The organism is Arthrobacter cavernae (assembly GCF_017368795.1).
Taxonomy (GTDB): domain Bacteria; phylum Actinomycetota; class Actinomycetes; order Actinomycetales; family Micrococcaceae; genus Arthrobacter; species Arthrobacter cavernae.
In genome coordinates this window covers 348,363-373,839 of sequence record NZ_JAFNLL010000002.1, presented here as the reverse complement: position 1 = coordinate 373,839, position 25,477 = coordinate 348,363, and the positions used below count along the sequence as shown (strand labels likewise).

The window sequence follows — 25,477 nt, the reverse complement described above, 5'->3', positions numbered from 1 at the left end:
GCCGGGCCGCCAACCAACGGTGGGCCGGCACATCGTCCTGGACGAGTTGTCCCGCGGCGTGGTGGACAAGCTCGATCCCGAGTCCGCCGCCTTCGTGAACTCGAGCGGACTGGCGAAGGTCTCTCCCATGGGCATGGGCCTGTACCGGATCGAGCCCGTCGGCAAGGTCGGATCCGTCCGTACCCCCACCGTGCAGCTGGAGGTCCGCCCCAAGGGCCGCCTGGGCCTGAGCCGGTTGTTGTTCCTGCTCAGCTACGCCGGAGAGCAGGGCTTCCGGGACGACTCGGTGGCCGCCGTGGAGCACCCGGATCTGTGGAGCGCGCTGGCGGAATCCCTGGCCCAGCTGGCCGAGCGGGCACTCAGCCGCGGCGTGCTGCAGGGCTACCTCACCGTGGACGAATCCCTGCGCACGGTCAAGGGCCGCATCCGCATCTCGGAGCAGATCGCGAGGCGCCCGGGCATGATGGTGCCGCTGGAAGTCTCGTACGACGAATTCACGGAAGACATCGCGGAAAACCGGATCCTCCGCGCCGCCCTCGAACGCATGAGCCAGGTCCCGCGCGTCCGGGCCGACGTTCTGAGCCGCCTGCGGCAGCTCAAGGGAAAGCTCGACGCCGTCACCCGCCTCCAGTCCGGCGCGCCCCTGCCGCCGTGGCGGGCCAGCCGGATGAACCTGCGCTACCACGCCGTGCTGCGGCTGGCCGAGGTGATCCTGCGGAATTCATCGGCCGAGGCCGGCGAGGGCAAACAGCAGACGGCGGCGTTCGTGGTGGACATGGCGGAGGTCTTTGAACAATTCGTGGGCACGGCCCTGCGCGAGGCCATGGCCGCCCACCCAGGGGAGACCCGGCTGCAGTACGGGGCCCTCCTCAACGAGGCCGTGCGCGATTCCGACCGCCTCACCGTGCGCCCGGACGCCGTGCATTTCCTCGGCGGCCGGCCCGTGGTGGTGTATGACTCCAAGTACCAGGCCGCCACGGATGCCGGGGCCTCGCTCAACGCGGACCACTACCAATTGCTGGCATACTGCACCGCCCTGCAGGTTCCCACGGCCTGGCTGGTCTATGCCGGATCCGGCGAGATGAAGCTGCGGCGCATCCTGAACACGGACATCGACATCGTCGAATACCCACTGGACCTGTCCCGGCCGCCGTCGGAGATACTGGCCGCCGTAGCGGACCTGGCCGAGCAGTCCTGGGGCGACGTGGTGCGGCAAGCGCGGGAGCAGCCTGCCCGTCCATAGCCGGACTCTCCATAGCCACAGCTACGGCGGAGGTCTAGCCTGAAGATGCACGCTATTGCAGATGGAGGCACCATGGGCGGCAGGAAATCGTGGCGCGACATGAGCCGCAGGCAACGCATCACTTTCATGGCAGTCGGCACCGTACAGATGGCGATGCTGGGAGCCGCGCAACGCAGCATCAGCAAGACCCCGGACGCACAGATCCGGGGCAAGAAGGCGGTGTGGCGGGCGGTGTGCTTCATCAATTTGCTGGGGCCGCTGAGCTACTTCGTGTTCGGCCGGCGTCGGGACGTCGCGTAGCGTTTTAGCCTGAAATCCTCGGCCGGCGCCTTGGTACGTGCCAGGTTCGCCGTTACCTAAATGTGACATTGTGTAGGTGTTCAGGGTATGGTTGACCGGTGCCCGTTGTTTCGATACCGGCACTCCCGAGCTGATTGCCTAACTCTGCCGCGGCCCGGGATCCGTTCATAGCAATCGTTCGGCAGAGACGGGGAAACCACTTTTGACCTGCTGTTGAGCAGGTCTTGGGGTGAAGCCGCATAACGCCTGCACGTGCAGGGCGGGGTGCGGCCGGGTGCCTCCCATCCGAATCCGACAGCTCACCTCGCAGGCATTGGGAGAGGCTTCTGCCATGTCTTCAAGCACAACCATCGGCCACCACCGCGCGGCCACCGTCCGTACCGGCCGGCGCTCGGCCCATCCTTCCGCCGTCGCGAAAAATACAGGGGCAGTGGGCCGTCAGGCTCCCGTCATCGCGGCCGCATCCGGCCTCGTTCCCACCAGCGGAATCGCCGCCAACGCCGCCACCCCGATTAGCTCTGCCCCGCGCCGGCTTCCGCCCTTTGCCACACCGCTCCTGGTCCTGGCCGTAGCCGCCGCATGGATCGCATCCGTGTCCATCGGCTCGACAATCACGGTCGATCCACTGATTTCCCGGTTTGCGGTCATCATTCACATCATGTCCCTGGTCCTGTCCTTCGGCGCCATCCTGCTGCTCGACTGGGTGGGCTTCCTCTGGCTGACCGGCAGGCGCCGCCTGCACGAAACCAGCCGCTTGGAGTCCGCCGCCGGACCGCTCATCTGGGGCGGCATGGCCGGCCTGCTTGCCAGCGGTGCGCTGGTCCACCCGGACATCACCAGCCCGATCACCCAACTGAAGTTGGGAGCCATCCTGGCGCTGCTGCTCAACGGCATCCTCCTCATCCCGTTCATGCGCCGGCTCCACGCCATGCCGCAAGGCACGCGGTTCGCGGACTTGCCTCGGCGCATCCATGTTCGGCTCATCGCCTGCCTGACCATTTCCCAGGTGTCCTGGTGGACCGCCATCGTCATCGGATTTATCAACAGCGCCATCAGGGGATAGCCCGCCGCTGCCTGGGGACAATTTCCTGGGGAAACGACTTCTTGGGGAAACGACAGCAACGACGCCGGCACCTGAGGTTCCAATTCCGCGGAACTGCAGGTGCCGGCGTCGTTCTGCCTGTACCGGCACTAGTCACCCCCGAACCTGACACCCACCGGTGGATTCAGGTTTAGGTGGCTCCGCGTTCCAGGAATTCCGTGAGCTGGTCTTCCAAGGCCGAACGGTTCTTAAGTTCGCATTCCCACACCGTCAGCACATCCCAGCCGGACTCCTTGAGCTGTGCGCGCTGCTCGGCATCCCGGTCCCTGGTGCGGGTGCGTTTGGCCTCCCAGAACTCGGCGTTGGCCGCGGGGGCGTGCTGGCCCACCGTGCAGTCGTGGAAGTGCCAGAAGCATCCGTTCACGAAGATCACCTTGTGCCGGCCCGCGAACACGAGGTCAGGGAGCCCCGGCAGGTTCCCGCCCCGGGCCTGGCCATGGAGCCGGTACCGATACCCCTTGGCGTGCAGGAGCCGGCGGACCAACAACTCGGGCTGGGTGTCCTTGCCCCGGATCTTGGACATGTTCAGGCTGCGCTGTTCGGGCGTCAGCGTGTCCCGGCTCTCGCCCATGCATCCAGTCTAGATTCGCTCCTCCCCTGCGACCCCCTCTCACCTTTGGGGCGTTTCTGGCCGATCCTCTCTCACTTTTGGGGGCTTTTCGACGAACGCTCCCTCACTTTCCGCGCTCCACGGTGACCGTACGCGGGGCCTGGAAGGACAGTAAGCGGATCCACTCAGGGTGATGGTCCCGCAGGCGGACGCTTGGGAGGGCCGCGGCCGTTTCCTGAACGACGACGGCGGCCTCCAGTTCCGCGAGTTTCGCACCGAGGCAGCGGTGGATGCCGGAGCCGAACGCCAGTCCGTAGGCAGTGGGCCTGGCCCCGCCGCCGGCGGCGCTGGCTGCATCGCCGCCGTCGGGGTTTCCGGGATCCCAAGGGAAGCCATGGTTGCCGGTGAGTTCCAGCAGGATCTCGTCGCCGGCCTGGATCAGTTCCCCGTCCAGCACGGTGTCCCGGGCCGCAACACGCCGCCATGTGGGCACGGAGGATTCCGTCGCGAGCACATGCCGCACCAGCTCGCGGGCCTTGCTCGCGGAGGCGGCTTCTGTCCAGGCGATGCCGCGGGAGCCCTCGGCCAGGCGGAACAGCGTGGTGCTGATCAGCTGGGTGGTGGTTTCCTGGCCGGCGATCAGGAGGAAGTAGCCCATGGAGCAGATTTCCGGGGTGCTCAGGCCATGCCCGGCGAGGGACTTGAAGAGGTTCCGCCCGGGGGCGTCCACGGATTCGAGCACGAGGTCCCGCAGCCAGCCGTAGAACTCGGCGGCGCTGTGGGCGAGCTCGAGCTGGCGTTCGGCATCGGGCCAGCCCCAGAACAGTTCCAAGGAGTCCAGGCTCCACGCTTTCAGCTGCGGCAGATCCCGCACCGGCAAGCCCAGGAGCTCGAGCATCACCACGGCCGGGGGATAGGCGGCCACCGCTTGGACCAGGTCCACCGTGCCGGCTGCGTCCAGCTCGCGGGCCGCGTCCAGCGCAGCGTCCCTGGCGATCTGGCGGATGCGCGGCTCCGCGGCGGCCACCGTTGCGGGCGTGAAGAACCCCGCAACCACCTTGCGGATGCCCGCGTGCGAATCGGTATCGTTGCTGGCCAGCACCGGCGGGAGCGCGAACCGTGCCCGTTGCAGCACACGCAACGCCTGCCCGGACAACGGCGTCGCGGCGAGGAGCGCATTGGCCGGGCTGAAGTCCTCCGGGCGGTGCAACACCTCGCGGACGGTGTCCGGATCACGGAGCACCATGTACGGGCAGCTCTTGATGCTCTCGCCAGGGCCGGCGTCCAGGCCCATGTCCAAGCCAGCCTCCAGGCCGAGTTCGGCCGCCATCCCCGCGCTCATGCCGGCAGCCCGTTCAGCCATAGGGGCGCCTGTTCACGGAAGCGCTCCACCGGCAGCGCCGCGGCACCGGCCGGTAGCGTGCCGAGCAGCGGCGCAGGCCAGGACGTGATCGTCGCCCGGTTGCTGCGCTCCAGTTCCCCGGGATTATCCGGCCAGGTGCCCAGCACCACCCCCAGCACGGGAAGATCCCGGCGGTCCAGGGCCTCCAGCGTCAACGCGGTGTGGTTCAAGGTGCCCAGCGAGGGCCGCCCGACCACCGCGAAAGCAGCCCCGGACCCCAGCAGGATCCCCAGATCAGCAAGAGTTCCGCCGTCGTGATCCAATTCCACCAGCAGCCCGCCGGCACCTTCCACGAGCACGTGGTCATGCTCTTCAGCGAGCTCGCCGATCCGCCCGGCGTGTGCCGCCAGCGTCGGGAGCTCCACGGCGTCCAGGGCCGCGGCCGGCACCGGAGCCAGCGGTTCCTCGAGCACGACGCCGGCCTCGGCCGTGAGCGGGCCGGCGAGCCGGACAATTTCCGAACAGTCCGAATCGCCGTCCACGTTGCCGCTCTGGCACGGCTTGTACACGGCCACCGAGCGGCCGCGCGACTGCAGGGTCGAGGCCAAGGCCGCAGCGGTGACCGTTTTTCCGACGCCGGTATCCGTTCCGGTCACCAGGATGATGCGGGGCAGGCTCATGATGTTTCCTCCAGAATGCCGCGCAACGTTGCGCAGGCCTGATCGATTTCACGGGGTGTGAGGGTGGCCCGGGCGGTGAGGCGCAGGCGCGAGATGCCGTCAGGGACCGACGGCGGCCGGAAGCAACCCACGCGAACGCCAGCTGCGTGGGCGGCTTGGCTTGCGGAGAGCGCCGCCGCGGCGGACGGCATGGGGATGGACTGGACGGCGCCGGCCGCTTGGAAGGCCCCGGCTGGCCCGACGGCGGTGTGCCCGACGGCGGTGGCGAGCCGTGCGAGCGCCGGTGCCAGTCCGCTGGCCAGTGAGGCAGCGTGTTCGTGGACGGCCGCCGGGCGCCAGGGTTCCGAACGGATGATCCGGACGGCTGCCAACGCTGCCGCGGCGGACGCCGGCGCCAGGCCGGTATCGAAGATGAAGCTGCGGGCCCTGTTGACCAGGTGCTCGCGGAGCAGGGCGGAACCGAGCACGGCGCCGCCCTGGCTGCCCAGGGCCTTGGACAGGGTGGCCGTCAGCACCACGTTCGGATGCCCGGCGAGCGCGGTTCCCGCCACGGCACCGTGCCCCTGCCATGTGCCGGAACCGGAGACGCCCAGGCTGTGGGCCTCGTCCACCAGCAGCATGGCGTCGTGCTCTTCGGCCAAGGCCAGCAGCCCGGGCAGGGGAGCGGCGTCGCCCCACACGCTGTAGATGGACTCGACGGCGATCAGTGCCCGGGGTTCGCTCCGGCCACTGAGCATTCGGCCACTGGGCATTCTGCCAGCAAGCAGCCGCGCGGCGTCGGCGGGCTCGTTGTGCGCGAAGGTCTCCACCCGCGAACGGCTCAGCCGGAAACCGTCGATCAGCGAAGCGTGGCAGTGCTCGTCGGCCACGATCAGCGTTCCGGGGCCGCCGAGCGCCGTGGTGACGCCCAGGTTCGCCAGGTATCCGGAGGAGAGCACCAGCGACGCCTCCATACCGGTGAGCCGCGCGAGTTCGTGCTCCAGTTCCAGATGCAGCTCCGTGGTTCCGGCCACCAGCCGCGAGGACGTGGCTCCCGTGCCCCAGCGCCGGATGGCCTCACTCGCGGCCTCGGCCAAGCGCGGGTCCGTGGCCAGTCCGAGGTAGTCGTTGCTGGCCAAGTCGATGGCCTGATCGTCTGCGGCCCGGGTGAGAGGGGTGCGCACCAGGCCGCGGCGCCCGCGCACCTCGGCCTGCTGTTCCAGCCAGCGCGTCATGGACGTGCTCATGGCCGGGCACCTGTGAGCAGCCCGGCGTCGCGTTCGTCGTGAACCTCAGCCACCGCCGCCACCATGCCCGCCGCCATCGCCCCGGCCTCGGCCGCGGTGCTGATGTATGGGGGCATCGCGTAGACGAGGTTCCGGAACGGCCGGACCCAGACGCCATGCGCGACGGCGGCGCGCGTCACCGCGGCGACGTCCACCGTCTCCCTCAGCTCAATGACCCCCACGGCGCCGATGGTGCGGACGTCCTTGACGGCGTCGAGCTCCCGCGCGGAGGCGAGTCCGGCTGCCAGCCCGGCACCGACCCGCGCCACGTCCGAGCGCCACGCACCGCCGTCGATGATTCCCAGGCTGGCGTTGGCCACGGCGCACGCCAATGGGTTGCCCATGAACGTGGGGCCGTGCAGGAGGGCCCCGGCTGCGCCGCGGGAGACCGTCTCGGCGACCTCGCCGGTGCAAAGCATCGCGGCCAGGCTCAGGTATCCGCCGGTGAGGGCTTTGCCGACGCACATGATGTCCGGGACCACACCGGCGTGGTCGGCGGCGAACAGCTCGCCGGTGCGGCCAAAACCCGTGGCGATCTCGTCGAGAATGAGCAGCAGCCCGTGGTGGTCCGCGATCTCGCGGAGGACCCGCACACACTCGGCCGGGTAAACGAACATGCCGCCCGCACCCTGGAGCACGGGCTCCGCGATGATCGCCGCGAGCTCATCTGAATGCTTCGAGGCCAGGGCTTCGACGTCGGCCCGCCACTGCCGGATGTCCTCCGCCGTGGCCGTCGCCGCAGCCGGCGGCCGCGGCGCGAACACATTGGCGGCCAGCAGCCCTGGGAATGCCGAATGCATGCCGTCCACGGGATCGCACACGCCCATCGCCGCGAAGGTGTCGCCGTGGTAGCCCCCGCGGATGCTGAGGAAACGCTGCCGCTTCGGCCGCCCGGCCGCCGTCTGGAACTGCACCGCCAGCTTGAGCGCGACCTCCACCGAGATCGAACCGGAATCGGCCAGGAACACGCGCTCCAGCCGTGGCCGACCTTCCGCGGAGGGGGCCATGGCCACGAGTCGTTCGGCGAGCTCAACGGCCGGCCCGTGAGTGAGCCCGCCGAACATCACATGGCTGAACGTGCCCAGCTGGCGCTTGGCCGCGGCGTCCAGGAGCGGGTTCCGGTACCCGTGGATCACCGACCACCACGAGGACATGGCGTCGAGCACCTCGTGCCGGCCGCCGTCCTCGTCGCGGAGCCGCAGGGTCACGCCGTCGGCCTCCTCGACTTCCCACAGCGGGAGATTCCCCGACGCCGGGGCGTACGGGTGCCACAGGCTCGCCCGGTCGCGCTGAATCAGGCTCATGATTCACGCTTCCCGTGGCGCGAGCACTCTGCGGTCCAGCCCAGCGGCGTGACCTGGACCTTCATGCGGCGCCGGCAGTCCGCGCAATAGCGCGGCGGCTCCATCGCCAGGCGCTGTGCGCAGCTTTGGTGAGCGTCCGACGTCGGGGTCCCGCCGTCCGGTGCGGCCCCGACGCCGCTGGGCTCACCGCTGCTTGCCTCACCGCAGTGCCCGCAGTAAGTCTCCGTGACGGCGGTGCTCACAGCGACTTCTGGAGTTCCTTGATGGGCATGTTCAGTTCCACCAGGAGGTCCAGGTCCGCGTTGGCGGGGCGGCCCAGCGTGGTGAGGTAGTTGCCGACGATCACGGCGTTGATGCCGCCGAGCAGGCCCTCGCGGGTGCCCAGGTCGCCGAGCGTCAGTTCGCGGCCGCCGGCGTAGCGCAGCACGGTGCGCGGCATGGCGAGTCGGAACGCGGCGATGGCACGGAGGGCGTCCTTGCCGTCCATGATGCCCTGGTTCTCCAGCGGCGTGCCCGGGCGGGGGTTCAGGAAGTTAAGGGGGACCTCGTGCGGTTCGAGGGCTGCGAGCTGGCTGGCGAGTTCGGCGCGCTGGGCCACGGTTTCGCCCATGCCGATCAGGGCGCCGCAGCACAGTTCCATGCCGGCGGCCTTGACCATGTTGCAGGTGTCCAGGCGTTCCTCGTAGCTGTGGGTGGTGACGACCTCGGGGAAGTAACTGCGGGCCGTTTCAAGGTTGTGGTTGTAGCGGTGCACGCCCCATTCGGCGAGCTGGTCCACCTGGCGCTGGGTCAGCATGCCGAGGGAGCAGGCGATGTTGATGTCCACTTCTTCGTTGATGCGGTCGATCGCGAACTTGATCTGGTTCATGAGCTTGATGTCGGGGCCGCGGACGGCGGCGACGATGCAGAACTCCGTGGCGCCGGTGGCGGCGGTTTCTTTCGCGGCCTTCACGAGCTCGGGGATGTCGAGCCAGACGCCTCTTACCGGGCTGTCGAACAGGCCGGACTGGCTGCAGAAGTGGCAGTCTTCCGGGCAGCCGCCGGTCTTGATGGAGATGATGCCTTCCACCTCGACGTCCTCGCCGCAATGCTTGACGCGGACCTCGTGGGCGAGTTCCAGGGCGGCCGGAATGGCCTCATCCGGGAGCTCGAGGACTTCGAGCAGCTGGGCTTCGCTGAGGCCAATTCCGTTCTCAAGGACCTGCTCACGGGCGGTGTCCAGGATGGCGTAGCCGGTGGTTTCTTGGGGTGCTTGTGTGGTCATGGACTAGACCGTATCCCCGGCTGAGGACTGCGGTTTTGTGAGGTGTACACAAACAGCGCCGCCGGATTTTGGACGCAGCCACACCCAACTGGGTCGCATTTGTTGTCGTTTTCAGCCCTCTAAACGACATCAACTGTCACTCAGTTGGGGGCCCGGAGCTCCCGGTCGATCCGCTCCATCCGGGCACGCACCAACTGGAAACGGCCGTCGTCGGGACCGGTGAGCCGGGCCAGCGCGGCGGCCGCGGCGATGTCACCGGATCCCATGTCGGTGGCGCACCAGCGCGAGATCAGCTCGGCGTCTCCGCTCGAACGCACGGACGAGGCAACGGCCTCGTTCAGCTCGTCCCGCATCAGCTCGACGGCCAGGTTCGTTGAACGGTTGAGCAGGCGGGCCGGGTACGCCGCCAGGGCATCCCGGACACGGCCGAGCCGCAAATGTTCGGCCACCACACCGGCGTCGGACACCACCTGCACGCCAGCGGCGAAACGATACGGGTTTGCTTCCACCACGGCTCCGAGCGCGGCGCGGATCCGGTGCATCTCGGTGCGGATCGCCGCCGCGGCCCCGTCTTCGCCGTGCACCTGGTACGCGAGCTCTTCGGCGCTCCAGCCCTGCGTCCGGGAACTAAGCAAAGCCAGAATCTCCGCGCGGCGAAGGGTCACCGGAACGGTCCTGCCGCCGTCGAGCTCTGCCGCCGGCTTGTCGCCCAGGAGCCGCAGGAAAAGCGAGCTCCCGACGGCGGTCCCCGGACCGGTGCCCGGCGTCGCCCCGGCGGACCGCAGCAGCTCTTCGGCGAGCCTCACACCGCACCGCACCATCCGCAGGCTGTCCGGCGTCACCGAATCGATCGGCCCGGACACATCGAGCACGCCGAGGACATTCCCCGTGAAAGGGTCCCGGATGGGCGCGGCCGTGCAGGCCCAGTCGTGGTGCGTCCGCACCAGATGCTCGGCTGAAAACAGCTGGGCCGGTTCTCCCGAAATGAGCGCTTCGCTGATCGCGTTGGTGCCGATGCCGGCCTCGGACCAGTCGGCGCCCTCCACGAATTCCAGCGAATCGGCCTGCCGCAGGGCGGAGCCGCTGCCGATCCGCCACAGGACCTCGCCCTCGTGGTCCGTGACGATGAGCAGGTGGCGGCCGGCCGCTGATTCGTCGGCGAGCAGCTGGGACAGGGCCGGAACCACGGCTGCCAGGCGGTGCCCGGCGCCCAAGGAACGGGCCTCCGAAACCTCATGCCGGTGCACGGGGCTGTGCTGTTCGGGATTGATGCCCAGCGCGATTGAGCGCTGCCAGGACTCCACCAAAGCCTCGGGAAACGCCGGGTCGGGCGAGCCGGCCAGCGTCGCCTCCTGCGCCCGGCGCAGGGCCCTGGCATATTCCAAGGGTGAGGAGAAGCGGAGCCCGGGGTCGGGCGCCAACGCGTGCCGCATGCGCAAACTCCCAACTCGCCGTCGAATCGAACTGCCCGAAAAACCCCGCAGAAAAGCGGGAAAAGCCCGTGTAACCCGATTGTAACCCCCCATGGCATGTACTTGTGATGCGAGTCACTCTCCGGGCGGCTGTTACGGAACCGGGAAATGGCTCAACGTCAGCAATGGAAAGAGGAGACATGCCTGAGACCGCAAACGTCGCCGCCGAGGCCTGGTTGGCGCAGTTCGACGAGGCGCTGCGCAGCCACGACATCGAGGCCGCACTGGAGTTGTTCGAGGATGAATCGTATTGGCGCGACTTCGTATCCTTCACCTGGAATCTCAAGACACTTGAGGGCAAGGCCCGGATCAAGGACATGCTGGAGGCCACGCTCGGGGACGTCCAGCCGGCCAACTGGACCCTGGCCGAGGACGCCACCGGCGATGCCGCCAACACCGAGGCCTGGGTCAACTTCGAAACCGCCCAGGCCCGCGGCCACGCGCACCTGCGCCTCCGCAACGGCAAATGCTGGACCCTGCTCACCACCATGCAGGAGCTGAAGGGCTTCGAGGAGAAGAAGGGGCCCAACCGCGAGAAGGGCGTGGCCCACCACATCAGCAAGGGCCGCAAATCCTGGCTGGAACTGAAGGAAGAGCAGGAATCCCGGCTCGGCTACGAGGAGCAGCCGTACACGGTGATCATCGGCGGCGGGCAGGGCGGCATCGGCCTCGGTGCCCGGCTGCGCCGGCTCGGCGTGCCCACCATCATCATCGAAAAGAACGAAAAGCCCGGCGACTCCTGGCGCAACCGCTACAAGTCCCTGCACCTGCACGATCCCGTCTGGTACGACCACCTGCCGTACATGAAGTTCCCGGACGACTGGCCCGTCTTCGCCGCCAAGGACAAAATCGGCGACTGGCTGGAGCACTACACCCGCATCATGGAGCTGAACTACTGGTCCGGCACCGAATGCACCAACGCCCGCTACGACGAAAGCCGCGGCGAGTGGGAGGTCAGTGTCATCCGCGACGGCGAGCCGGTCACCTTGCGTCCCAAGCAGCTCGTGTTCGCACTGGGGGTCTCGGGTTACCCCAACGTGCCAACGTTCGACGGCGCCGGGAGCTTCCTGGGGGAGCAGTACCACTCCTCCAAGCACCCCGGCGGCGGTGACTGGACGGGCAAGAAGGCCGTGGTGATCGGCTCCAACAACTCGGCACACGACATCTGCGCCGACCTCTGGGAACACGGCGCGGACGTCACCATGGTCCAGCGCTCCTCCACCCACATCGCCCGCAGCGAGTCCCTCATGGACCTGGCCCTCGGCGACCTCTACTCCGAGAAGGCGCTCGCCAACGGCGTCACCACGGAAAAGGCCGACCTCCTGTTCGCCTCCCTGCCGTACCGGATCCTGCCGGAAGCCCAGATCCCGGTCTACCAGGAGATGGCAAAACGCGACGCCGATTTCTACTCCCAGCTTGAGGCGGCGGGATTTGATCTGGACTTTGGAGTGGACGGTTCGGGCCTGTTCCTGAAGTACCTGCGGCGCGGCTCCGGCTACTACATCGACGTCGGCGCCTCACAGCTGATCATCGACGGCCGGGTGAAGCTCGCCAACGGCCAGGTCAGCAAGATCACCGGCAACGCCGTCGTGATGGACAACGGCGCCGAGCTGGAAGCCGACGTCATCATTTACGCCACCGGCTATGGCTCGATGAACGGCTGGCTCGCGGACCTCGTCTCGCCCGAGGTGGCGGACAGGGTGGGCAAGTGCTGGGGCTTCGGCTCCGAAACGCCCAAGGACCCCGGCCCCTGGGAGGGCGAGCTGCGGAACATGTGGAAGCCCACCAACGTGGAGAACCTCTGGATCCACGGCGGCAACCTGCACCAGAGCCGGCACTATTCGAACTACCTGGCCCTGCAGCTCAAGGCCCGGCTGGAGGGACTGCCCACGCCGGTGTTTGAGCTTCAGGCATCCCACCACACCCGCTGATTAATCACTCACTCCGGCGACGGCTGCGCCGACACGGTGCAGCCGTCGCCTTGCCGCAAAGGATTGCTAACACCATGACTGTTCAAAACAAAGTAGCCCTCGTTACCGGCGCCGGCCAGGGGATCGGCCGCGGTATTGCGCTGAGATTGGCCCGGGACGGATTCAGCGTTGCCGTGGCGGATCTTCAGTCCCAGAAGGAGAAGGGCGAGGCCGTTGTTGCCGAAATTGAAGCCAGCGGGGGCACGGCCGTTTTCATAGCCGCCGACGTCGGGCAGCGGGCAGATGTCGTGGGCGCAGTCGAGACGGCCACACAGCAGCTCGGCGGCTTTGACGTCATCGTCAACAACGCGGGCATCGCCCAGGTCCGGCCGGTGATGGAGATTACCGAGGAGGATCTGGAGCAGGTCTTCCGGATCAACCTGAACTCCGTGATCTGGGGCATCCAGGCGGCCGCCGCAAAGTTTGAAGAACTACAACACGGTGGCAGGATCATCTCCGCCGCGTCGATTGCAGCCGTGAAGGGCTTCCCGATTCTTGGCGCGTACTCGGCATCCAAGTTCGCGGTCCGGGGTATCACCCAGGCCGCGGCGCAGGAGCTGGCGCCGAAGGGCATCACCGTAAATGCGTACGCACCGGGCATTGTGGGCACGGGGATGTGGGACCTCATCGACCGGGAACTGGGCAAGATTAACGGCAAGCCGGCTGGCCAGAACCTGCGGGACAACGTCGAAGCCATCGCCCTGGGCCGCATTGAGACGCCGGACGACGTCGCCAAGGTAGTCTCCTTCTTCGCTGGCGCGGATTCGGACTATGTCACCGGACAGACGCTGATCGTGGACGGCGGCATCCTGTATAGCTAGCCCGACGAATCAGACATCAATACGAAGGCGGAAGTGAACATGAAAGCAGCACGGTTTTACGCGCGCAATGACCTGCGGATCGACGATGTTCCGGAGCCGGAGGTGCGGGCCGGGACTGTAAAAATCCAGGTTGCGTGGTGCGGCATCTGCGGAACCGATCTCCATGAGTTTTTGGAAGGCCCCATCTTTGTCCCAGCACCCGAACACCCCCATCCTCTCTCCGGCGAAGAAGCCCCGGTCACCATGGGCCATGAGTTCTCCGGGACGATTGTGGAGGTTGGGGAAAGTGCTGACGGACTAGCAGTCGGCGACAATGTCGTCGTCGAACCCTATTTCGTGTGCGACGAGTGCGCACCCTGCAAGGCCGGCAACTATCATCTGTGCACGAAGATGGGCTTCATCGGCTTGTCCGGCGGGGGCGGCGGTCTAAGCGAGAAAATTGTTGTGGACACGAGGTGGGTCCATAAAATCGGTGACATTCCGTTGGATGAGGCCGCGTTGATCGAGCCGCTGTCGGTTGCCCACCATGCGGTGACCCGCAGCGGCGCCAAGACAGGCGACGTCGCACTGATCGGCGGTTCCGGGCCTATCGGGCTGCTGACCGCGGCCGTTTTGAAAAGTATGGGTGTCACTACGATCATCAGCGAGCTCAGCGCGGCCCGCAAGGAAAAGGCGCGGTCCAGCGGGGTCGCGGATTACGTGATCGATCCGAGTCAGGAAGACGTCCAGGCACGGGTACAGGAAATCACGGACAGCGTCGGCGCAGATGTGGCCTTCGAATGTGCTGGCGTCAATGCAGTGCTGGACACCCTGCTCGATGCCGTCAAGCCCGCCGGCGTGGTGGTGAACGTGTCCATCTGGGGACGCCCGGCGACGGTGGACATGCAGAAGCTGGTGCTCAAGGAGATCGACCTGCGCGGCACCATCGCCTATGTGCGGGACCATGCGGAGACGATCAAGCTGGTGCAGGACGGCAAGGTGGACCTCAAGCCATTCATCACCGGCAGGATCGCGCTGGAAGACCTCGTCGACAAGGGGTTCGATACCTTGATCAACCACAATGACACCGCCGTGAAGATTCTGGTCCACCCGTAGCCGCCGGCTGCGCTCAGAGGCCAAAGCAACGTGAGATGAGGCGTAAAGATGGAATTTTCGATAACGGTCGGCAAGGATGCCGACGCTGAGGTTCCCCTTGGCAGAGTCCCGGGCACGACGCGGACACGGTGGTTCCTGTACGGCATCTCGAACCTGGGTGTTGTGGTGGTGTTGGCGCTCGCGTCGTGGTATCTGCTTGCGGATCCGGTTACGAGTCCCTGGGCGTTTTATCCGCTGCCGTTCAACGCGGCATTGTTCTGGGCGATACTCTTCATCGTCTTTATCGGCTTCAACACCGAGTTCTGGGGAATCGACCGTATCCCTCAGCCGCTGCGCGGGTTTGTCATCATCTGTGCGACCACGGTTTTCGCAGTGGTTGTGACCTGGGTGCTCGCCAACGTGCTCGGCCACTTTTATCCGAGCTTCGCTGCGTCTCGCGACGGCGGGCTGGGGTACTTTGCCAGCGCACTGTTCGTCCTGTTCGGCTTCGCGACATGGGTGATGGTCGTGCTCAACTGGATGCACTGGCCGTGGACCAAGCTCGGCATGAAGCAGCCGTTGATCGGACTGTGCGAAATCGCGTCCATGATGGTGCCCACACTGGCGCTATATCTTGTTTTCGGTCTGCCCCCGGTATCCGAAAGCGCGACCACTTCGCTGATGTCCGTCGACACCGTGCTGGGATGGTTCTACTCGATCGTCGTCGCCGTGATCCTCACGGGTCAAACACTCGACAACTGGCCGTGGCGGCTGTTCGGTGGCGGCGGACGCACGGCTCTCGCGTCGCTGATCGGCAACGTGCTCTTCGGAACCGTAATCTACTTCCTTATGGTGCCCCTCTCCAAAGTGCTTGTCGGAAGTGCTGCGGTGCATGAGTTGGGCGGTGCGATCAATCAGTTCCCGGCCCAGATCGGTGTGTGCTGGGCGTTCTGGATGATCTTCTGGGCGAATGCTTTCGGAAACAAGCCCACAGGGTTCGGAGCCGCGGCGAACCTTACGGTCCGTACGCTGGTCACCTTCACGCTCGGCATCGCGACTTTTCTGGGGTACTACTACTTCGCTGCAGAACACATCCTGCACGAGCCGATGGTCGCAGGCGCGCTGTACGGCAACGCCCTGGGGTTTATCGACTGGTTGGTGCTCTGGACTCTGTTCTATGTCGTGGGTTTTCAGTCATTCGGGCTCGGCCCCCTTCGTTCCATTGAGCCTTCTCGCGGATGAGGTCCACGAATCCGCTGTCGAGTATTACCAACTCAGGACCGTCACCCCCCACAACGACACCGCGGTGAAGATCATCGTCCACCCCTGGCGAGCAACGTACGACGGCGGCCGGCGCCTCTTCCCGCAAAAGGTGCCGGCAGCCGTCGTCGGGGGTGTTGCCCCGGCGGCTGGCCGCGAGCGGCAGTGTGAGCCGCATCTCAACCGGAATAGTTGCAGGCGCGTTGCAGTTGCAGCGAGTGGACCCGTTTCCCCTCGAAAGGTACTGCGCATGCTGTTTTCACCCGTGGCCGTCGGCCAGCTGGAACTTCCGAACCGCCTGGTCATGGCGCCCCTGACCCGCCTCCGCGCCGACAAGGACGGCATCCCCGGTCCGCTCATGGCGGAGCACTACCGGCAGCGGGCCACGCTTGGCCTGATCGTGAGCGAGGGCGTCTACCCGGTCCCCGCCGGCCGCTCGTACCCGGGGCAGCCCGGGCTCTTCACTGCGGAGCAGATCAATGGCTGGGCGGCTGTCACTTCGGCCGTGCACGCCGACGGGGGCAGGATTTTTGCCCAGATCATGCACGGCGGACGGGTGTCGCACGCCGACATCACGGGCGGCCACGAGATCGTCGCCCCCAGCGCGGTGGCGATTGACGGCGAGGTACGCACACCCCACGGCAAGCAGGCGTACCCTGTGCCGCGGGAGCTGCGCAGCGATGAGCTGCCCGCCGTCATCCAGGAGATCGTCACCGCGTCGCTGAACGCCATCGAGGCAGGCTTCGACGGCGTCGAGCTGCACTCGGCCAACGGCTACCTCCTGCATGAATTCCTGGCACCGAACACGAACATCCGTACGGACAGCTACGGCGGTTCGCCCGAGAACCGTGCCCGCTTCGTCATCGAAACCGTCAACGCGGTGGTGGCCGCCTTGGGCGCCAACCGGGTGGGCATCCGCATCTCCCCGGAACACAGCGTCCAGGGGATCGCCGAAACCGACGCCGCCGATGTCCGTGCCACGTATGAGGTCCTGCTGGACTCCATTGCGCCGCTCAACCTTGCCTACCTCAGCGTCCTGCACCACGAACCGGCCGGCGACCTGGTCCAGGAGCTGCGGTCCCGCTTCAACGGCGCCTTCCTGCTCAACACGGGCTTCGGCACCATCACCACGCGGGAGGAAGCCTTCGCCCTGATCACCGACGGCCACGCCGACGCCGTGGTGGTTGGGCGCCCGGCCATCGCCAACCCGGACCTCGCCCGCCGCTGGCAGGACGGCCTGCCGGTCAACGAGCCGGACCAGGCCACGTTCTACGCCGAGGGAGCAACCGGCTACACGGACTACCCGTTCTACGGGGAGTCCGCCAACTGACATGTAGGAACGTCAGGAGGCAGCGGTGAGCGGCTCCTGACTTTGGCGTTAGGGGCCGCTTCCGTTGGGTGCCGTCCGTGCATCGGGGGCTCAAACGTCGGGGCCAGTGCGATGACCAGGCCACCGGCAAGCACCAGCAACACCCTGGTCCTGCCGTGCCAGGGCATGAGTGTCAGGGGGACGGGATAGGCTGACGGGCAGGCAAAGGAACCTTCAGGAACAAGCTGAGGTGTTCCCCGGAACGCCGAGGGAGATTGACCTGATGGATATGACAGATCGCCACCTGGATGCCATGACGGCGGCCCACGCGCTGGGGCGCCTGCTTGCTGCGGGTGAGCCAGGAGATGCCACGGCCGAGGATGTGGTCCACTACGTGGCGCAGATGCACGGCAGGGAATCCAGGCGATTTACCGACGACCGGCCGGACGCCAAGCTGGCGGAGCTGTACACGCTGGACCTGCTGAATGAGCTGCGCAAGGCCATCGACGCCGCACAGTACCACCACGCCACCAGTGCCAGAAGGGCCGGGGCGAGTTTGACCGAGATCGGCGCCGCCCTTGGAATCAGCAAGCAAGCAGGCAGCCGCAGCAAGGTTCAGGATCGGAGAGTAGCCGGGGCCCGGCTTCGCTTGGCCAGATGAGCAATTCCTTCCGCGGCTGCGGTGCGGTGGCCTTTGAAGCCAGGTGGAGGGTGCTGGTTCCGATATGCGAACCGCGACTTACTGTACGGTGATCAGGCCTGTACGGTGACCAGGCGGCAGTACCGCCGGCAGCATCAGGCACCCTTTTTGTGCCGGACGGCTCCGGCGATGCTTGTCCCCGGGGCGCCGGTCTTTGCCGTTCCGGCCGAGGGGGAGCGTGCGCCGGCATTCTTCGCCGCACGGCTCTCCATCACGCTGCGACGCAGGGCTTCCAACAGTTCCAGCACTCTGTCTTCTTCTTCTCCGACGGCTTCCCCGAAGGTCTCCCCTGTGTCCATGGCCTCGGCCTTCTCCAGCTTGGCCCGGATCAGCATATTGAGCTGTTCCCGGTATTCGTCCGTGAAGTCACCCGGCGAAAAGTCGGAGGAGAACGACTCGACCAGCGCGGCGGACATCTCCAGCTCCCCGGGGGAGATCCGCACCGTTTCCTCCAGGGCGGGGAAGTCGGCCTCGCGCACCTCGTCATCCCAGAACAGGGACTGCAGCGTCATGACGTTGCCGCGCACCCGCAGCGCACCCAGCCGGCTTTTTTGCCGGAGGGAGAACTTCACGATCGCGGTGCGGTCCGTTTCCTCCAGGGTCCGGCGCAGCAGCACATAGCCCCTGGTGGACTTCGAAGCCGGTTCCAGATAGTAGCTGCGCCCGAATCTCAGCGGGTCCAGCTGCTCGCCGGGCACAAACTGCACCACCTCGATCTCCCGGCCCGGTTCCACCGTCAGGGACGCGAGGTCCTCAGCCGTGAGCACCACGGTGCGTTCGCCGTCGTAGTACGCCTTGACGATGTGTTCGTAGTCGACCACCTGGCCGCACTCCTCGCAGCGGCGATGGTAATGGATCCGCCCGCCGTCCGCATCATGGACCTGGTGCAGGCCGATGTCATGGTCCATGGTGGCTACATGGATCTTCACAGGCACGTTCACCAGCCCAAAGGCGATCGCACCATTCCAGATGGATCTCATAATTCAAGTGAACACCAAGTGTACTTATTTGGGTATGACCCTCGTGTCCGAGAGCCTGTAGGCCTCCATCGGAACCGTCGGCGACGGCTACGATTCCGAATCCGCCAGGAGGCCGGGTTCGATGGACCGTTCGGCAGCGAGGCCCAGCAGCCAGTTGCGTAGCCCGAGCGTGGAGAGGCAGTCGTATTCGTTGTAGTCGGCGATGCCGGCCAGGATGCTTGCCGCCTCGTCCGAGTATCCGGAGTCTCGGGCCGTGCAGTAGTCGGCGTAGGCAACCACGGAGGCTCCGGCGTCGGTCACGTCCCCCGAACGCAGGTGCTCGCCCATGTAGAGCGGTTCGAGCTTCTTGAGGCTGTAGGAGTTCTCCGAGACGCGGATGCTGTGCCGCACGGTGTCGTAGAGATCCACCAGCACGCCTTCGCGGAGCAGGGTGTCCACGGCGGACTCGCCTACGGTGTGCATGACGGAGAGCTTGCGGAGCGCCGTCTTTTCATAGGCGGCGTAATGGTAGATCCGCATGTCCGGATACTTCCGGCGGCGCTGCTCCACGTAGTCCAGGAAATCGATGAACGCCTGGCGTTCTTCTGCCCGGGAATGCGCCCAGAACGGCCTGAACAGGGGCTCACCGCCCGGTTCCGTGGGGTTCTCGACCACCCCGAGCAGGTACTCGAGCCCCCATTGACCGGTGTCTGGATCCTGCCACAGCGGATCGCCCTCGAAGTCGAAGAAGATATCCCCGGCGTCAGGCCGCGGCAGCCGCGACAGGGAGTTGGCCCTGAGCACCGAGTACGTGATGCTCCTGGCTTGGCCCGACTTGTCCGTGTACGCCACCGTGCCGTCCGGGGTTGACGTCCCGGTCTGGAGCCGGGCCTGCTCCTGGAGCCGCCGCGTGGCCGAATCGGCGGCGTCGGCCATGGCCGCGAGCGCGTCAATCGTGTGGACCCCGGCTTCCAGGAGCTTCTTGCGGCGGGTGATCCGCATGCCCGCCACCATCAGCAGGTCCCTGTGCAGGACAACTTGCTCGGCGCAGTAGTCGCAGCGCCCGCAGGCCAGATAACGGGGATCGCCCCATTCAACGGGTGTGGGCTCGGCGCGGTGTTGGGTGGCCATGGCAAGAAACCTGTCCCGTCGCTCCCTGAACACGGGCAGGATGTCGTTGAGGGGATGGCCACTGTGGACGCCGTTGCCCAGCACCAGGGTCACCGTCGGATCCGGCGTGATGCCGGCTTTCTGCAGCTGGTCTCCGTAGGCGGCAAGCTGCAGCAGGGCCGTCACCTTGGCGCGGCGTGCAAGCTTGGTGTCGTACACCGCGTAGGCGCCGCCGGGCTGCTTCACGAGGAAATCGGAGCGGCCATGGAACTGGCCGTCAAAGAACGCAGCCTGGAACACGACGTCGGCCCCGGAACGCAGCGCCCCGATGGATTCCTCATGCTTCGCCAGCAGGCCGGCGCGGTCCGGCGCCCCTGAAGGCCCGGCGCCCCCGGCGGGAACGACGTCGTACACTCCGGTGCCCGCAGCAGGATCCCAGGTCCCGAACTGTTCCACGAACGCAGCCAGCACCTTTTTCTCATGGAGGTCGCCGAGCCGGGCGGTGCGCTCCAGCATGGCGTGGGCGGCGAAGCCCGGTTTCACGGATCTGCCCAGTTTCTCGTCCAGTTTCCGCAGGACCTGGTACTCGCACGTGGCAGCCGTGACCAGGTCAGTGGCCGAGAAGACCAGCTCCTGCGGCTGGCCGTCCAGCTCCGAATCAAGAAAGAACACTGTGCCCCCAAGGACGTTGAACCATTGGAGCCAAGCTATCAGCGGGCACCGACAATTTAGCGGCCGTCCGGAACACGGTCCGGACGACCGTCCGGACAGCGGACAGCCCGAGGACAGCCGAGCGGCAAAAGGTACGCTGGGGCCAGCACTGACACACGAGCCCTCGAGACAGGCGGACCCATGAGCCAGCAAACGGCCGAAACCAGCACGGACACGGCCTTCGAGGCCGCCTATGAGGCAGCCCGGAAGAGCCTCGCCGAGGGGGGCGTCCCCATCGGCGCGGCCCTGGCGCGGAACGGCCAGGTGATCGCGAGCGGGCACAACGAACGGGTCCAGCACGGCGACCCGATCGCGCACGGGGAAATGTCGGCACTGCGCGCTGCGGGCCGGCAGAAGAGCTACCGTGACACCACGCTCTACACCACCCTCGCGCCGTGTGCCATGTGCACCGGCACCATCATCCAGTTCAAGATCCCGCGCGTGGTGGTAGGCGAAGCCCGGACCTTCGACGGCGAATTTGACCTCCTGCGCTCGCGCGGCGTCGAGGTAGTGGTGCTCGATGACCAGCGCTGCGTCGACATGATGCGAAGCTTCCAGGAGGAGCACGCAGAACTCTGGGCCGAGGACATCGCTGAGTAGGGACTACCCGACGGCGGCCCCCGCTCGAGGCTGGTCAGGCTCCCGGCCCGGGCGTAGGCTGGCAGCATCGGCGTCGGTGTCGAGCACCCGGCGCCGGTACCCCAATCGATGAAGGAGGATCCATGAGTGTCGTACGTGAATTCATGACCACGAATGCCCAATGCATCGCCGAGGACAAGACACTGCAGGAAGCCGCCGCGCTGATGAAGGAACTGGACTGCGGTTCACTTCCGATCTGCGGCAACGACGGCAAGCTGACCGGTTTCATCACTGACCGCGACATCGTGGTCAAGTGTATTGCCGAAGGCCGGGATGCCCGCGAGGTTAGGGCCAGCGAGCTCGCCACGGGCAAGCCGCATTGGATTGACGCCGATGCCAGCGTCGACGACGCCATCGCCATGATGGAGAAGTGGCAGGTCCGGCGCCTGCCCGTCATCACCGACCACAAGCTGGTGGGCATCATCAGCCAGGGCGACATCGCCCGCAACTACGACGAGGAGCGCGTAGGCGAACTGGTGGAGCACATTTCCGCCAAGGCGCCGATGGCAGGCATGTCGTAAACCACACAGCAAAAAGCGAACAACCACCAAGCGCCGCGGAGCAGAATCCGTGGCGCTTTCTGGTGGGCTGTGCAGCGTGCGGCAGAAACTTACAGAAATGCCTCGCGGCCGGTTCCCTCGCGCAGCACCAGTTCGCCGTCCTCAATGGACACCAGCAGGCTCTTCGGCTTGCCGACGAGCTTCCTCGCGGCGCTGAGCCTGCGGCTGCTGACCTCCACTCCCACGGTGGCGCCCTTGGCCGGCAGCTCCACGGTCACCTCGGCGGCCATGCCCAGCAGCATCCTGGTGGTGACGTCCCTGTCCCTGCGGGCCTCTTTGCCGTTGACGGTCACGGCCACCTCATCGGCGTCGAACCCGTCTTGGAGGATGATCAGCAGTTCCTGCATGCTCCCACTACAGCACTAACGGCGCCGCCGGGATAGGGGCGGACGGGCCGGAGCGGAAACTGTCGGTGGGGTAGGGCAACTGTCATGGTGACTCAACTTCTCCAGCACCAGTCAGCAGACGCCGCCATCCACGCCCTGATCGCCGCGGAGCTCGGCGTCAAAGCCTGGCAGGTGAAGGCCGCCGTCGAACTTCTCGACGCCGGCTCCACGGTTCCGTTCATCGCCCGTTACCGCAAGGAAGTCACCGGGACGCTCGATGACACCCAGCTGCGCCAGCTCGAAGAGCGGCTGCGGTACCTGCGGGAACTGGAGGAGCGGCGCCGGACCATCCTGGAGTCGATCGCCGCGCAGGGCAAGCTGACGCCGGAACTTGAGGCCGCCGTCGTGGGCGCCGACACCAAGGCCCGGCTCGAGGACATCTACCTGCCCTTCAAGTCCAAGCGCCGCACCAAGGCGCAGATCGCGCGGGAAGCCGGGCTCGAGCCCCTCGCCGAGGCACTGCTTGCGAACCCGCAGCTTGATCCCGAGCGCGAGGCCGCCAGGTACCTGAGCGCCGAGCACTCCATCGACGACGCCGCCGCGGCGCTCGCCGGGGCCCGCTCCATCCTGGTGGAGCGCGTGGCCCAGGACGCTGACCTCGCCGAGACCCTGCGCGAGCGCCTGTGGACGCAGGGCCGCATGGTCTCGCGCGTGAAGAAGGGCAAGGAGGCCGAGGGGCAGAAGTTCAAGGACTACTTCGAATTCAGCCAGGTGCCGTCCGGCATGCCCTCGCACCGGGTGCTCGCGCTGTTGCGCGGCGAGAAGGACGGCGTGCTGGAGCTGGATCTCGCCGAGGCAGAACCAGCCGACGACGCCGGGCTGGCCGCCGCCCGCGGCCGCTACGAAAACGCTGTGGCCAGGTTCCTCGGGGTCGCCGAGCGCAGCAGGCCCGCCGATGCCTGGCTCATGCAGACCGCCCAGATCGCCTGGCGCTCCAGGGTCCTTGACCGGCTCACCACCGATCTGCGCGGCCGCATGTTCGCCGACGCCGAGGACGAGGCCGTCCGCGTGTTCGCCGCGAACCTGCGGGACGTGCTGCTCGCCGCTCCGGCCGGAAACCGTGCCACCCTGGGCCTGGACCCGGGGCTGCGCACCGGCGTGAAGGTGGCGGTGGTGGACGGCACCGGCAAGGTGGTGGCCACCGACACCGTGTACCCGCATGCGCCCATGAAGAAATGGGACGAGGCCCTGGCCACCCTCGGACGGCTGGCGAAGCAGCACGGCGTCGAACTCGTGGCGATCGGCAACGGCACCGCCTCGCGGGAAACGGACAAGCTCGCCAGCGAGCTGATCAAGCAGCTTGCGGCGTCAGGAACAGCGGCGTCCGGAACCGCAACGTCCGGCCTTCCGGCACCGCAGAAACTGGTGGTATCCGAGGCCGGGGCCTCCGTGTACTCGGCGTCGGCGCTGGCCGCCTCGGAGCTGCCTGGCATGGACGTCTCGTTGCGCGGTGCCGTGTCCATTGCCCGCCGCCTGCAGGATCCGTTGGCCGAGCTAGTGAAGATCGAGCCGAAGTCGATCGGCGTGGGCCAGTACCAGCACGACGTCACCGCCGCGAAGCTGGACCGCAGCCTGGATGCCGTGGTGGAGGACTGCGTGAACGCCGTCGGCGTGGACGTGAACACGGCCTCGCCGGCGCTGCTGAGCCGGGTGGCCGGCGTCGGGCCGCTCCTGAGTGAGAACATCGTGGCCTACCGGAACCAGAATGGGCCGTTCGCGAAGCGCAGCGAGCTGAAGAAGGTGCCGCGGCTGGGCGCGAAGGCCTTCGAGCAGTGCGCCGGCTTCCTGCGGATCACCGGGGGAGCGGAGCCGCTGGATGCCTCCAGCGTGCACCCTGAGGCGTACTCCGTGGCCCGGAAAATCCTGGCTGCTGCAGGCGGCAGCCCGGCGACGTCCTTGGATCCGCAGGCCTTTGTGGATGGCACGTTCGGCCTGCCCACGGTCCGGGACATCATGGCCGAACTCGAGAAGCCAGGACGCGACCCGCGCCCGGCCTTTGCCGCAGCGACGTTCTCCGAGGGGATTGAGAAGATCTCGGACCTCACGCCCGGCATGATCCTGGAGGGCACGGTCACCAACGTGGCCGCGTTCGGCGCCTTCGTGGATGTCGGGGTCCACCAGGACGGGCTTGTCCACGTCTCGGCACTCTCCAACAGGTTCGTCTCGGACCCGCGGGAGATCGTGAAGTCCGGCCAGGTGGTGCGGGTGAAGGTGCTCGAAGCCGATCCCGAGCGGAAGCGGATTTCCCTGACCCTGCGGCTCGACGACGAACCCGGCGTCCGCACCAGCGGGCCGCGCAATGCCGCGCCGCGCCAGTCGGCCCCCCAGGCAGCCCCGAAGGCGCCCGACGCAGCACGCCGGGCCGCCCCAAAGGCCGCTCCCAAAACTGCCCCCAAGGCCGCGCCGCCGGCCAACACGGCCATGGCGGAAGCCCTGCGCCGAGCAGGTTTGGGCAAATAGAGAGCTGTAACACTTTGTGCAATCTCGTTTGCAGAATAACCTTCTTGCAAACGAGATTGCATTTGAGCGCAGGCCCTGGCGTCCAATGAGTGCGGTCTCCTTCGTGGAAGGACTCCTGCATGTCTGTGGAGTTGGCAGGCGAAGGCTGGCTCGATGACCTGTTGCCGGAATCCGGGCTGACGCCTTCGCAGCAGCGCGTGGCGGACGTCATTTCCAGGAACCCGCAGTTGGCTTCCTACGCGGACATCGCCGAGATCGCCAAGCGTACGGCCGTCAACAACTCCACGGTGGTCCGGGCCGCCCAAGCGATGGGCTTCCGGGGCTGGCCTGACCTGCAACGTGAATTGCGGGCCCGGTTCCTGGTGAAGATCACCACGGAGGACACGCTCACGGTCCACGGCAAGTACCGCAGCCCCGTGCACGATGCCATCAACCATGACCTTGAAAACCTCCGCCTGACCCTCGAATCGAACGCACCGGAGGACGTCGAGGCGGCCATCCGGACCCTCGCGGACGCCACGTCCATCCTGGTGGTGGGCATGGGATCCTTCTCCGCGCCGGGCGTGGTCATGGCGCACCTGGGTTCGACCATGGGGTACCCGATTTCCCTGGAAAGCCGCGGTGGGGTCTTCCTGGCCACGGCCTCCAACTCCCTGGGCCCGGGCGATGTCCTGGTGATCATCAACATCTGGCGGTCCATCAAACAGGTGATCACGGCCGCCGAGCTTGCGCACAAGGCCGGGGCCACCGTCGTCGCCATCACCGACATGCGCCGCGGGCGCCTGGCCGAAATCGCAGACCACTCCCTGGTGGTCCCCAGCGAAGGCATCTCCTTCTTCCAATCCGTCACCGCCACCACCTCCGTGGTGTACGGCCTGCTGGCCGGCATGGAGGCGGCGCACCCCGAGCGCAGCCGGGCCACCATCCGCCGCTCCCAGCAGCTCTGGCAAGAGCTTGACATCCATCTCGACTAATAGACCCAAGCTAAGGACCAGG

23 protein-coding genes, 1 pseudogene and 1 riboswitch are annotated in these 25,477 nt (G+C 66.7%); of the genes and pseudogenes, 13 read left to right on the top strand and 11 right to left on the bottom strand.

Annotated features, from left to right (window positions below; translation table 11 throughout):
• Positions 1 to 37: 37 nt before the first annotated feature.
• The 3 genes from J1902_RS01670 to J1902_RS01660 all read left to right on the top strand — a co-directional run bounded on the left by J1902_RS01670 (position 38) and on the right by J1902_RS01660 (position 2,606).
• Positions 38 to 1,243 (top strand): 5-methylcytosine restriction system specificity protein McrC, encoded by a 1,206-nt coding sequence (locus tag J1902_RS01670; protein WP_207614558.1) that lies wholly within the window; start codon positions 38 to 40, stop codon positions 1,241 to 1,243.
• A gap of 72 nt (positions 1,244 to 1,315) precedes the next feature.
• Positions 1,316 to 1,543 carry a PLDc N-terminal domain-containing protein gene (locus J1902_RS01665; RefSeq protein ID WP_207614502.1) on the top strand — a complete coding sequence of 76 codons (228 nt, stop codon included), beginning with the start codon at positions 1,316 to 1,318 and terminating at the stop codon, positions 1,541 to 1,543.
• A gap of 129 nt (positions 1,544 to 1,672) precedes the next feature.
• Positions 1,673 to 1,870, top strand: a riboswitch (cyclic di-AMP (ydaO/yuaA leader).
• A 4-nt stretch (positions 1,871 to 1,874) separates the two neighbouring features.
• Complete coding sequence (locus J1902_RS01660; RefSeq protein ID WP_242701430.1) at positions 1,875 to 2,606, top strand: hypothetical protein; 732 nt, start codon at positions 1,875 to 1,877, stop codon at positions 2,604 to 2,606.
• A gap of 169 nt (positions 2,607 to 2,775) precedes the next feature.
• Here the strand turns inward: J1902_RS01660 and J1902_RS01655 are convergent, their stop codons facing one another.
• The 8 genes from J1902_RS01655 to J1902_RS01620 form a co-directional block, all read right to left on the bottom strand.
• Positions 2,776 to 3,216 (bottom strand): very short patch repair endonuclease, encoded by a 441-nt coding sequence (locus J1902_RS01655; protein WP_207614500.1) that lies wholly within the window; start codon positions 3,214 to 3,216, stop codon positions 2,776 to 2,778.
• Positions 3,217 to 3,319: 103 nt separating this feature from the next.
• Complete coding sequence (locus J1902_RS01650; RefSeq protein ID WP_372434313.1) at positions 3,320 to 4,489, bottom strand: cytochrome P450; 1,170 nt, start codon at positions 4,487 to 4,489, stop codon at positions 3,320 to 3,322.
• A gap of 44 nt (positions 4,490 to 4,533) precedes the next feature.
• Positions 4,534 to 5,217, bottom strand: coding sequence for a dethiobiotin synthase (bioD, locus tag J1902_RS01645; RefSeq protein WP_207614498.1), 684 nt, complete (start codon positions 5,215 to 5,217; stop codon positions 4,534 to 4,536).
• Positions 5,214 to 6,431, bottom strand: a complete 1,218-nt coding sequence (locus J1902_RS01640) for an 8-amino-7-oxononanoate synthase (RefSeq protein ID WP_207614555.1) — start codon at positions 6,429 to 6,431, stop codon at positions 5,214 to 5,216. The genes bioD and J1902_RS01640 overlap by 4 nt, the downstream gene beginning before the upstream one ends.
• Before the next feature lie 8 nt (positions 6,432 to 6,439).
• Positions 6,440 to 7,786: an adenosylmethionine--8-amino-7-oxononanoate transaminase gene (locus J1902_RS01635; protein WP_207614496.1), complete on the bottom strand. Its 1,347-nt coding sequence runs from the start codon at positions 7,784 to 7,786 to the stop codon at positions 6,440 to 6,442.
• A complete protein-coding gene (bsaP, locus tag J1902_RS01630) occupies positions 7,783 to 8,028 on the bottom strand; it encodes a biotin synthase auxiliary protein BsaP (protein ID WP_207614494.1) in 246 nt (81 codons plus the stop codon). Before bsaP ends, J1902_RS01635 begins: the two co-directional genes overlap by 4 nt.
• The gene (gene bioB / locus J1902_RS01625) at positions 8,025 to 9,050 is read right to left on the bottom strand and encodes a biotin synthase BioB (RefSeq protein WP_207614492.1); all 1,026 of its coding nucleotides are present in this window, start codon (positions 9,048 to 9,050) and stop codon (positions 8,025 to 8,027) included. Before bioB ends, bsaP begins: the two co-directional genes overlap by 4 nt.
• Positions 9,051 to 9,190: 140 nt before the next feature.
• Positions 9,191 to 10,483, bottom strand: a complete 1,293-nt coding sequence (locus J1902_RS01620) for a GAF domain-containing protein (protein ID WP_207614490.1) — start codon at positions 10,481 to 10,483, stop codon at positions 9,191 to 9,193.
• 179 nt (positions 10,484 to 10,662) lie between these two features.
• Between J1902_RS01620 and J1902_RS01615 the strand changes: the two genes are divergently transcribed.
• The 6 genes from J1902_RS01615 (at position 10,663) to J1902_RS01590 (ending at position 17,617) form a co-directional block, all read left to right on the top strand.
• Positions 10,663 to 12,453, top strand: a complete 1,791-nt coding sequence (locus J1902_RS01615) for an NAD(P)/FAD-dependent oxidoreductase (RefSeq protein WP_207614489.1) — start codon at positions 10,663 to 10,665, stop codon at positions 12,451 to 12,453.
• A gap of 74 nt (positions 12,454 to 12,527) precedes the next feature.
• The gene (locus J1902_RS01610; RefSeq protein ID WP_207614487.1) at positions 12,528 to 13,313 is read left to right on the top strand and encodes an acetoin reductase; all 786 of its coding nucleotides are present in this window, start codon (positions 12,528 to 12,530) and stop codon (positions 13,311 to 13,313) included.
• A 39-nt stretch (positions 13,314 to 13,352) separates the two neighbouring features.
• Positions 13,353 to 14,408: a 2,3-butanediol dehydrogenase gene (locus J1902_RS01605; protein ID WP_207614554.1), complete on the top strand. Its 1,056-nt coding sequence runs from the start codon at positions 13,353 to 13,355 to the stop codon at positions 14,406 to 14,408.
• A gap of 48 nt (positions 14,409 to 14,456) precedes the next feature.
• On the top strand, positions 14,457 to 15,629 hold the full coding sequence (locus J1902_RS01600) for a hypothetical protein (protein WP_207614485.1): 1,173 nt from the start codon (positions 14,457 to 14,459) through the stop codon (positions 15,627 to 15,629).
• 268 nt (positions 15,630 to 15,897) lie between these two features.
• The gene (locus tag J1902_RS01595) at positions 15,898 to 16,977 is read left to right on the top strand and encodes an alkene reductase (protein ID WP_207614483.1); all 1,080 of its coding nucleotides are present in this window, start codon (positions 15,898 to 15,900) and stop codon (positions 16,975 to 16,977) included.
• Between the two features lie 262 nt (positions 16,978 to 17,239).
• Entirely contained in the window at positions 17,240 to 17,617 is a 378-nt protein-coding gene (locus J1902_RS01590; protein WP_207614481.1) for a hypothetical protein, read from the top strand.
• 134 nt (positions 17,618 to 17,751) lie between these two features.
• On the opposite strand, the gene ku is transcribed toward J1902_RS01590, so the two are convergent.
• Positions 17,752 to 18,636: a non-homologous end joining protein Ku gene (gene ku, locus J1902_RS01585; protein ID WP_207614479.1), complete on the bottom strand. Its 885-nt coding sequence runs from the start codon at positions 18,634 to 18,636 to the stop codon at positions 17,752 to 17,754.
• A gap of 114 nt (positions 18,637 to 18,750) precedes the next feature.
• A pseudogene (locus J1902_RS01580) lies at positions 18,751 to 20,397 on the bottom strand (TM0106 family RecB-like putative nuclease); the annotation flags it as partial.
• 180 nt (positions 20,398 to 20,577) lie between these two features.
• Here J1902_RS01580 and J1902_RS01575 point away from each other — a divergent pair.
• Positions 20,578 to 21,036, top strand: a complete 459-nt coding sequence (locus tag J1902_RS01575) for a nucleoside deaminase (protein ID WP_207614475.1) — start codon at positions 20,578 to 20,580, stop codon at positions 21,034 to 21,036.
• A 122-nt stretch (positions 21,037 to 21,158) separates the two neighbouring features.
• Entirely contained in the window at positions 21,159 to 21,596 is a 438-nt protein-coding gene (locus tag J1902_RS01570; protein ID WP_207614473.1) for a CBS domain-containing protein, read from the top strand.
• An 89-nt stretch (positions 21,597 to 21,685) separates the two neighbouring features.
• On the opposite strand, the gene J1902_RS01565 is transcribed toward J1902_RS01570, so the two are convergent.
• Complete coding sequence (locus J1902_RS01565) at positions 21,686 to 21,982, bottom strand: hypothetical protein (protein ID WP_207614472.1); 297 nt, start codon at positions 21,980 to 21,982, stop codon at positions 21,686 to 21,688.
• Positions 21,983 to 22,066: 84 nt separating this feature from the next.
• On the opposite strand from J1902_RS01565, the gene J1902_RS01560 reads away from it, so the two are divergent.
• Positions 22,067 to 24,481 carry a Tex family protein gene (locus J1902_RS01560; RefSeq protein ID WP_207614470.1) on the top strand — a complete coding sequence of 805 codons (2,415 nt, stop codon included), beginning with the start codon at positions 22,067 to 22,069 and terminating at the stop codon, positions 24,479 to 24,481.
• Positions 24,482 to 24,600: 119 nt separating this feature from the next.
• Entirely contained in the window at positions 24,601 to 25,455 is an 855-nt protein-coding gene (locus J1902_RS01555) for a MurR/RpiR family transcriptional regulator (RefSeq protein ID WP_207614468.1), read from the top strand.
• The last annotated feature ends 22 nt before the right edge of the window (positions 25,456 to 25,477 follow it).

Coding starts and splice junctions, on each gene's coding strand:
- J1902_RS01665 (WP_207614502.1), top strand. CDS start 1,316: ATGGGCGGCAGGAAATCGTGGCGCGACATGAGCCGCAGGCAACGCATC.
- J1902_RS01660 (WP_242701430.1), top strand. CDS start 1,875: ATGTCTTCAAGCACAACCATCGGCCACCACCGCGCGGCCACCGTCCGT.
- J1902_RS01655 (WP_207614500.1), bottom strand. CDS start 3,216: ATGGGCGAGAGCCGGGACACGCTGACGCCCGAACAGCGCAGCCTGAAC.
- J1902_RS01650 (WP_372434313.1), bottom strand. CDS start 4,489: ATGGGCCTGGACGCCGGCCCTGGCGAGAGCATCAAGAGCTGCCCGTAC.
- bioD (WP_207614498.1), bottom strand. CDS start 5,217: ATGAGCCTGCCCCGCATCATCCTGGTGACCGGAACGGATACCGGCGTC.
- J1902_RS01640 (WP_207614555.1), bottom strand. CDS start 6,431: ATGACGCGCTGGCTGGAACAGCAGGCCGAGGTGCGCGGGCGCCGCGGC.
- J1902_RS01635 (WP_207614496.1), bottom strand. CDS start 7,786: ATGAGCCTGATTCAGCGCGACCGGGCGAGCCTGTGGCACCCGTACGCC.
- bioB (WP_207614492.1), bottom strand. CDS start 9,050: ATGACCACACAAGCACCCCAAGAAACCACCGGCTACGCCATCCTGGAC.
- J1902_RS01620 (WP_207614490.1), bottom strand. CDS start 10,483: ATGCGGCACGCGTTGGCGCCCGACCCCGGGCTCCGCTTCTCCTCACCC.
- J1902_RS01615 (WP_207614489.1), top strand. CDS start 10,663: ATGCCTGAGACCGCAAACGTCGCCGCCGAGGCCTGGTTGGCGCAGTTC.
- J1902_RS01610 (WP_207614487.1), top strand. CDS start 12,528: ATGACTGTTCAAAACAAAGTAGCCCTCGTTACCGGCGCCGGCCAGGGG.
- J1902_RS01605 (WP_207614554.1), top strand. CDS start 13,353: ATGAAAGCAGCACGGTTTTACGCGCGCAATGACCTGCGGATCGACGAT.
- J1902_RS01600 (WP_207614485.1), top strand. CDS start 14,457: ATGGAATTTTCGATAACGGTCGGCAAGGATGCCGACGCTGAGGTTCCC.
- J1902_RS01595 (WP_207614483.1), top strand. CDS start 15,898: ATGCTGTTTTCACCCGTGGCCGTCGGCCAGCTGGAACTTCCGAACCGC.
- J1902_RS01590 (WP_207614481.1), top strand. CDS start 17,240: ATGGATATGACAGATCGCCACCTGGATGCCATGACGGCGGCCCACGCG.
- ku (WP_207614479.1), bottom strand. CDS start 18,636: ATGAGATCCATCTGGAATGGTGCGATCGCCTTTGGGCTGGTGAACGTG.
- J1902_RS01575 (WP_207614475.1), top strand. CDS start 20,578: ATGAGCCAGCAAACGGCCGAAACCAGCACGGACACGGCCTTCGAGGCC.
- J1902_RS01570 (WP_207614473.1), top strand. CDS start 21,159: ATGAGTGTCGTACGTGAATTCATGACCACGAATGCCCAATGCATCGCC.
- J1902_RS01565 (WP_207614472.1), bottom strand. CDS start 21,982: ATGCAGGAACTGCTGATCATCCTCCAAGACGGGTTCGACGCCGATGAG.
- J1902_RS01560 (WP_207614470.1), top strand. CDS start 22,067: ATGGTGACTCAACTTCTCCAGCACCAGTCAGCAGACGCCGCCATCCAC.
- J1902_RS01555 (WP_207614468.1), top strand. CDS start 24,601: ATGTCTGTGGAGTTGGCAGGCGAAGGCTGGCTCGATGACCTGTTGCCG.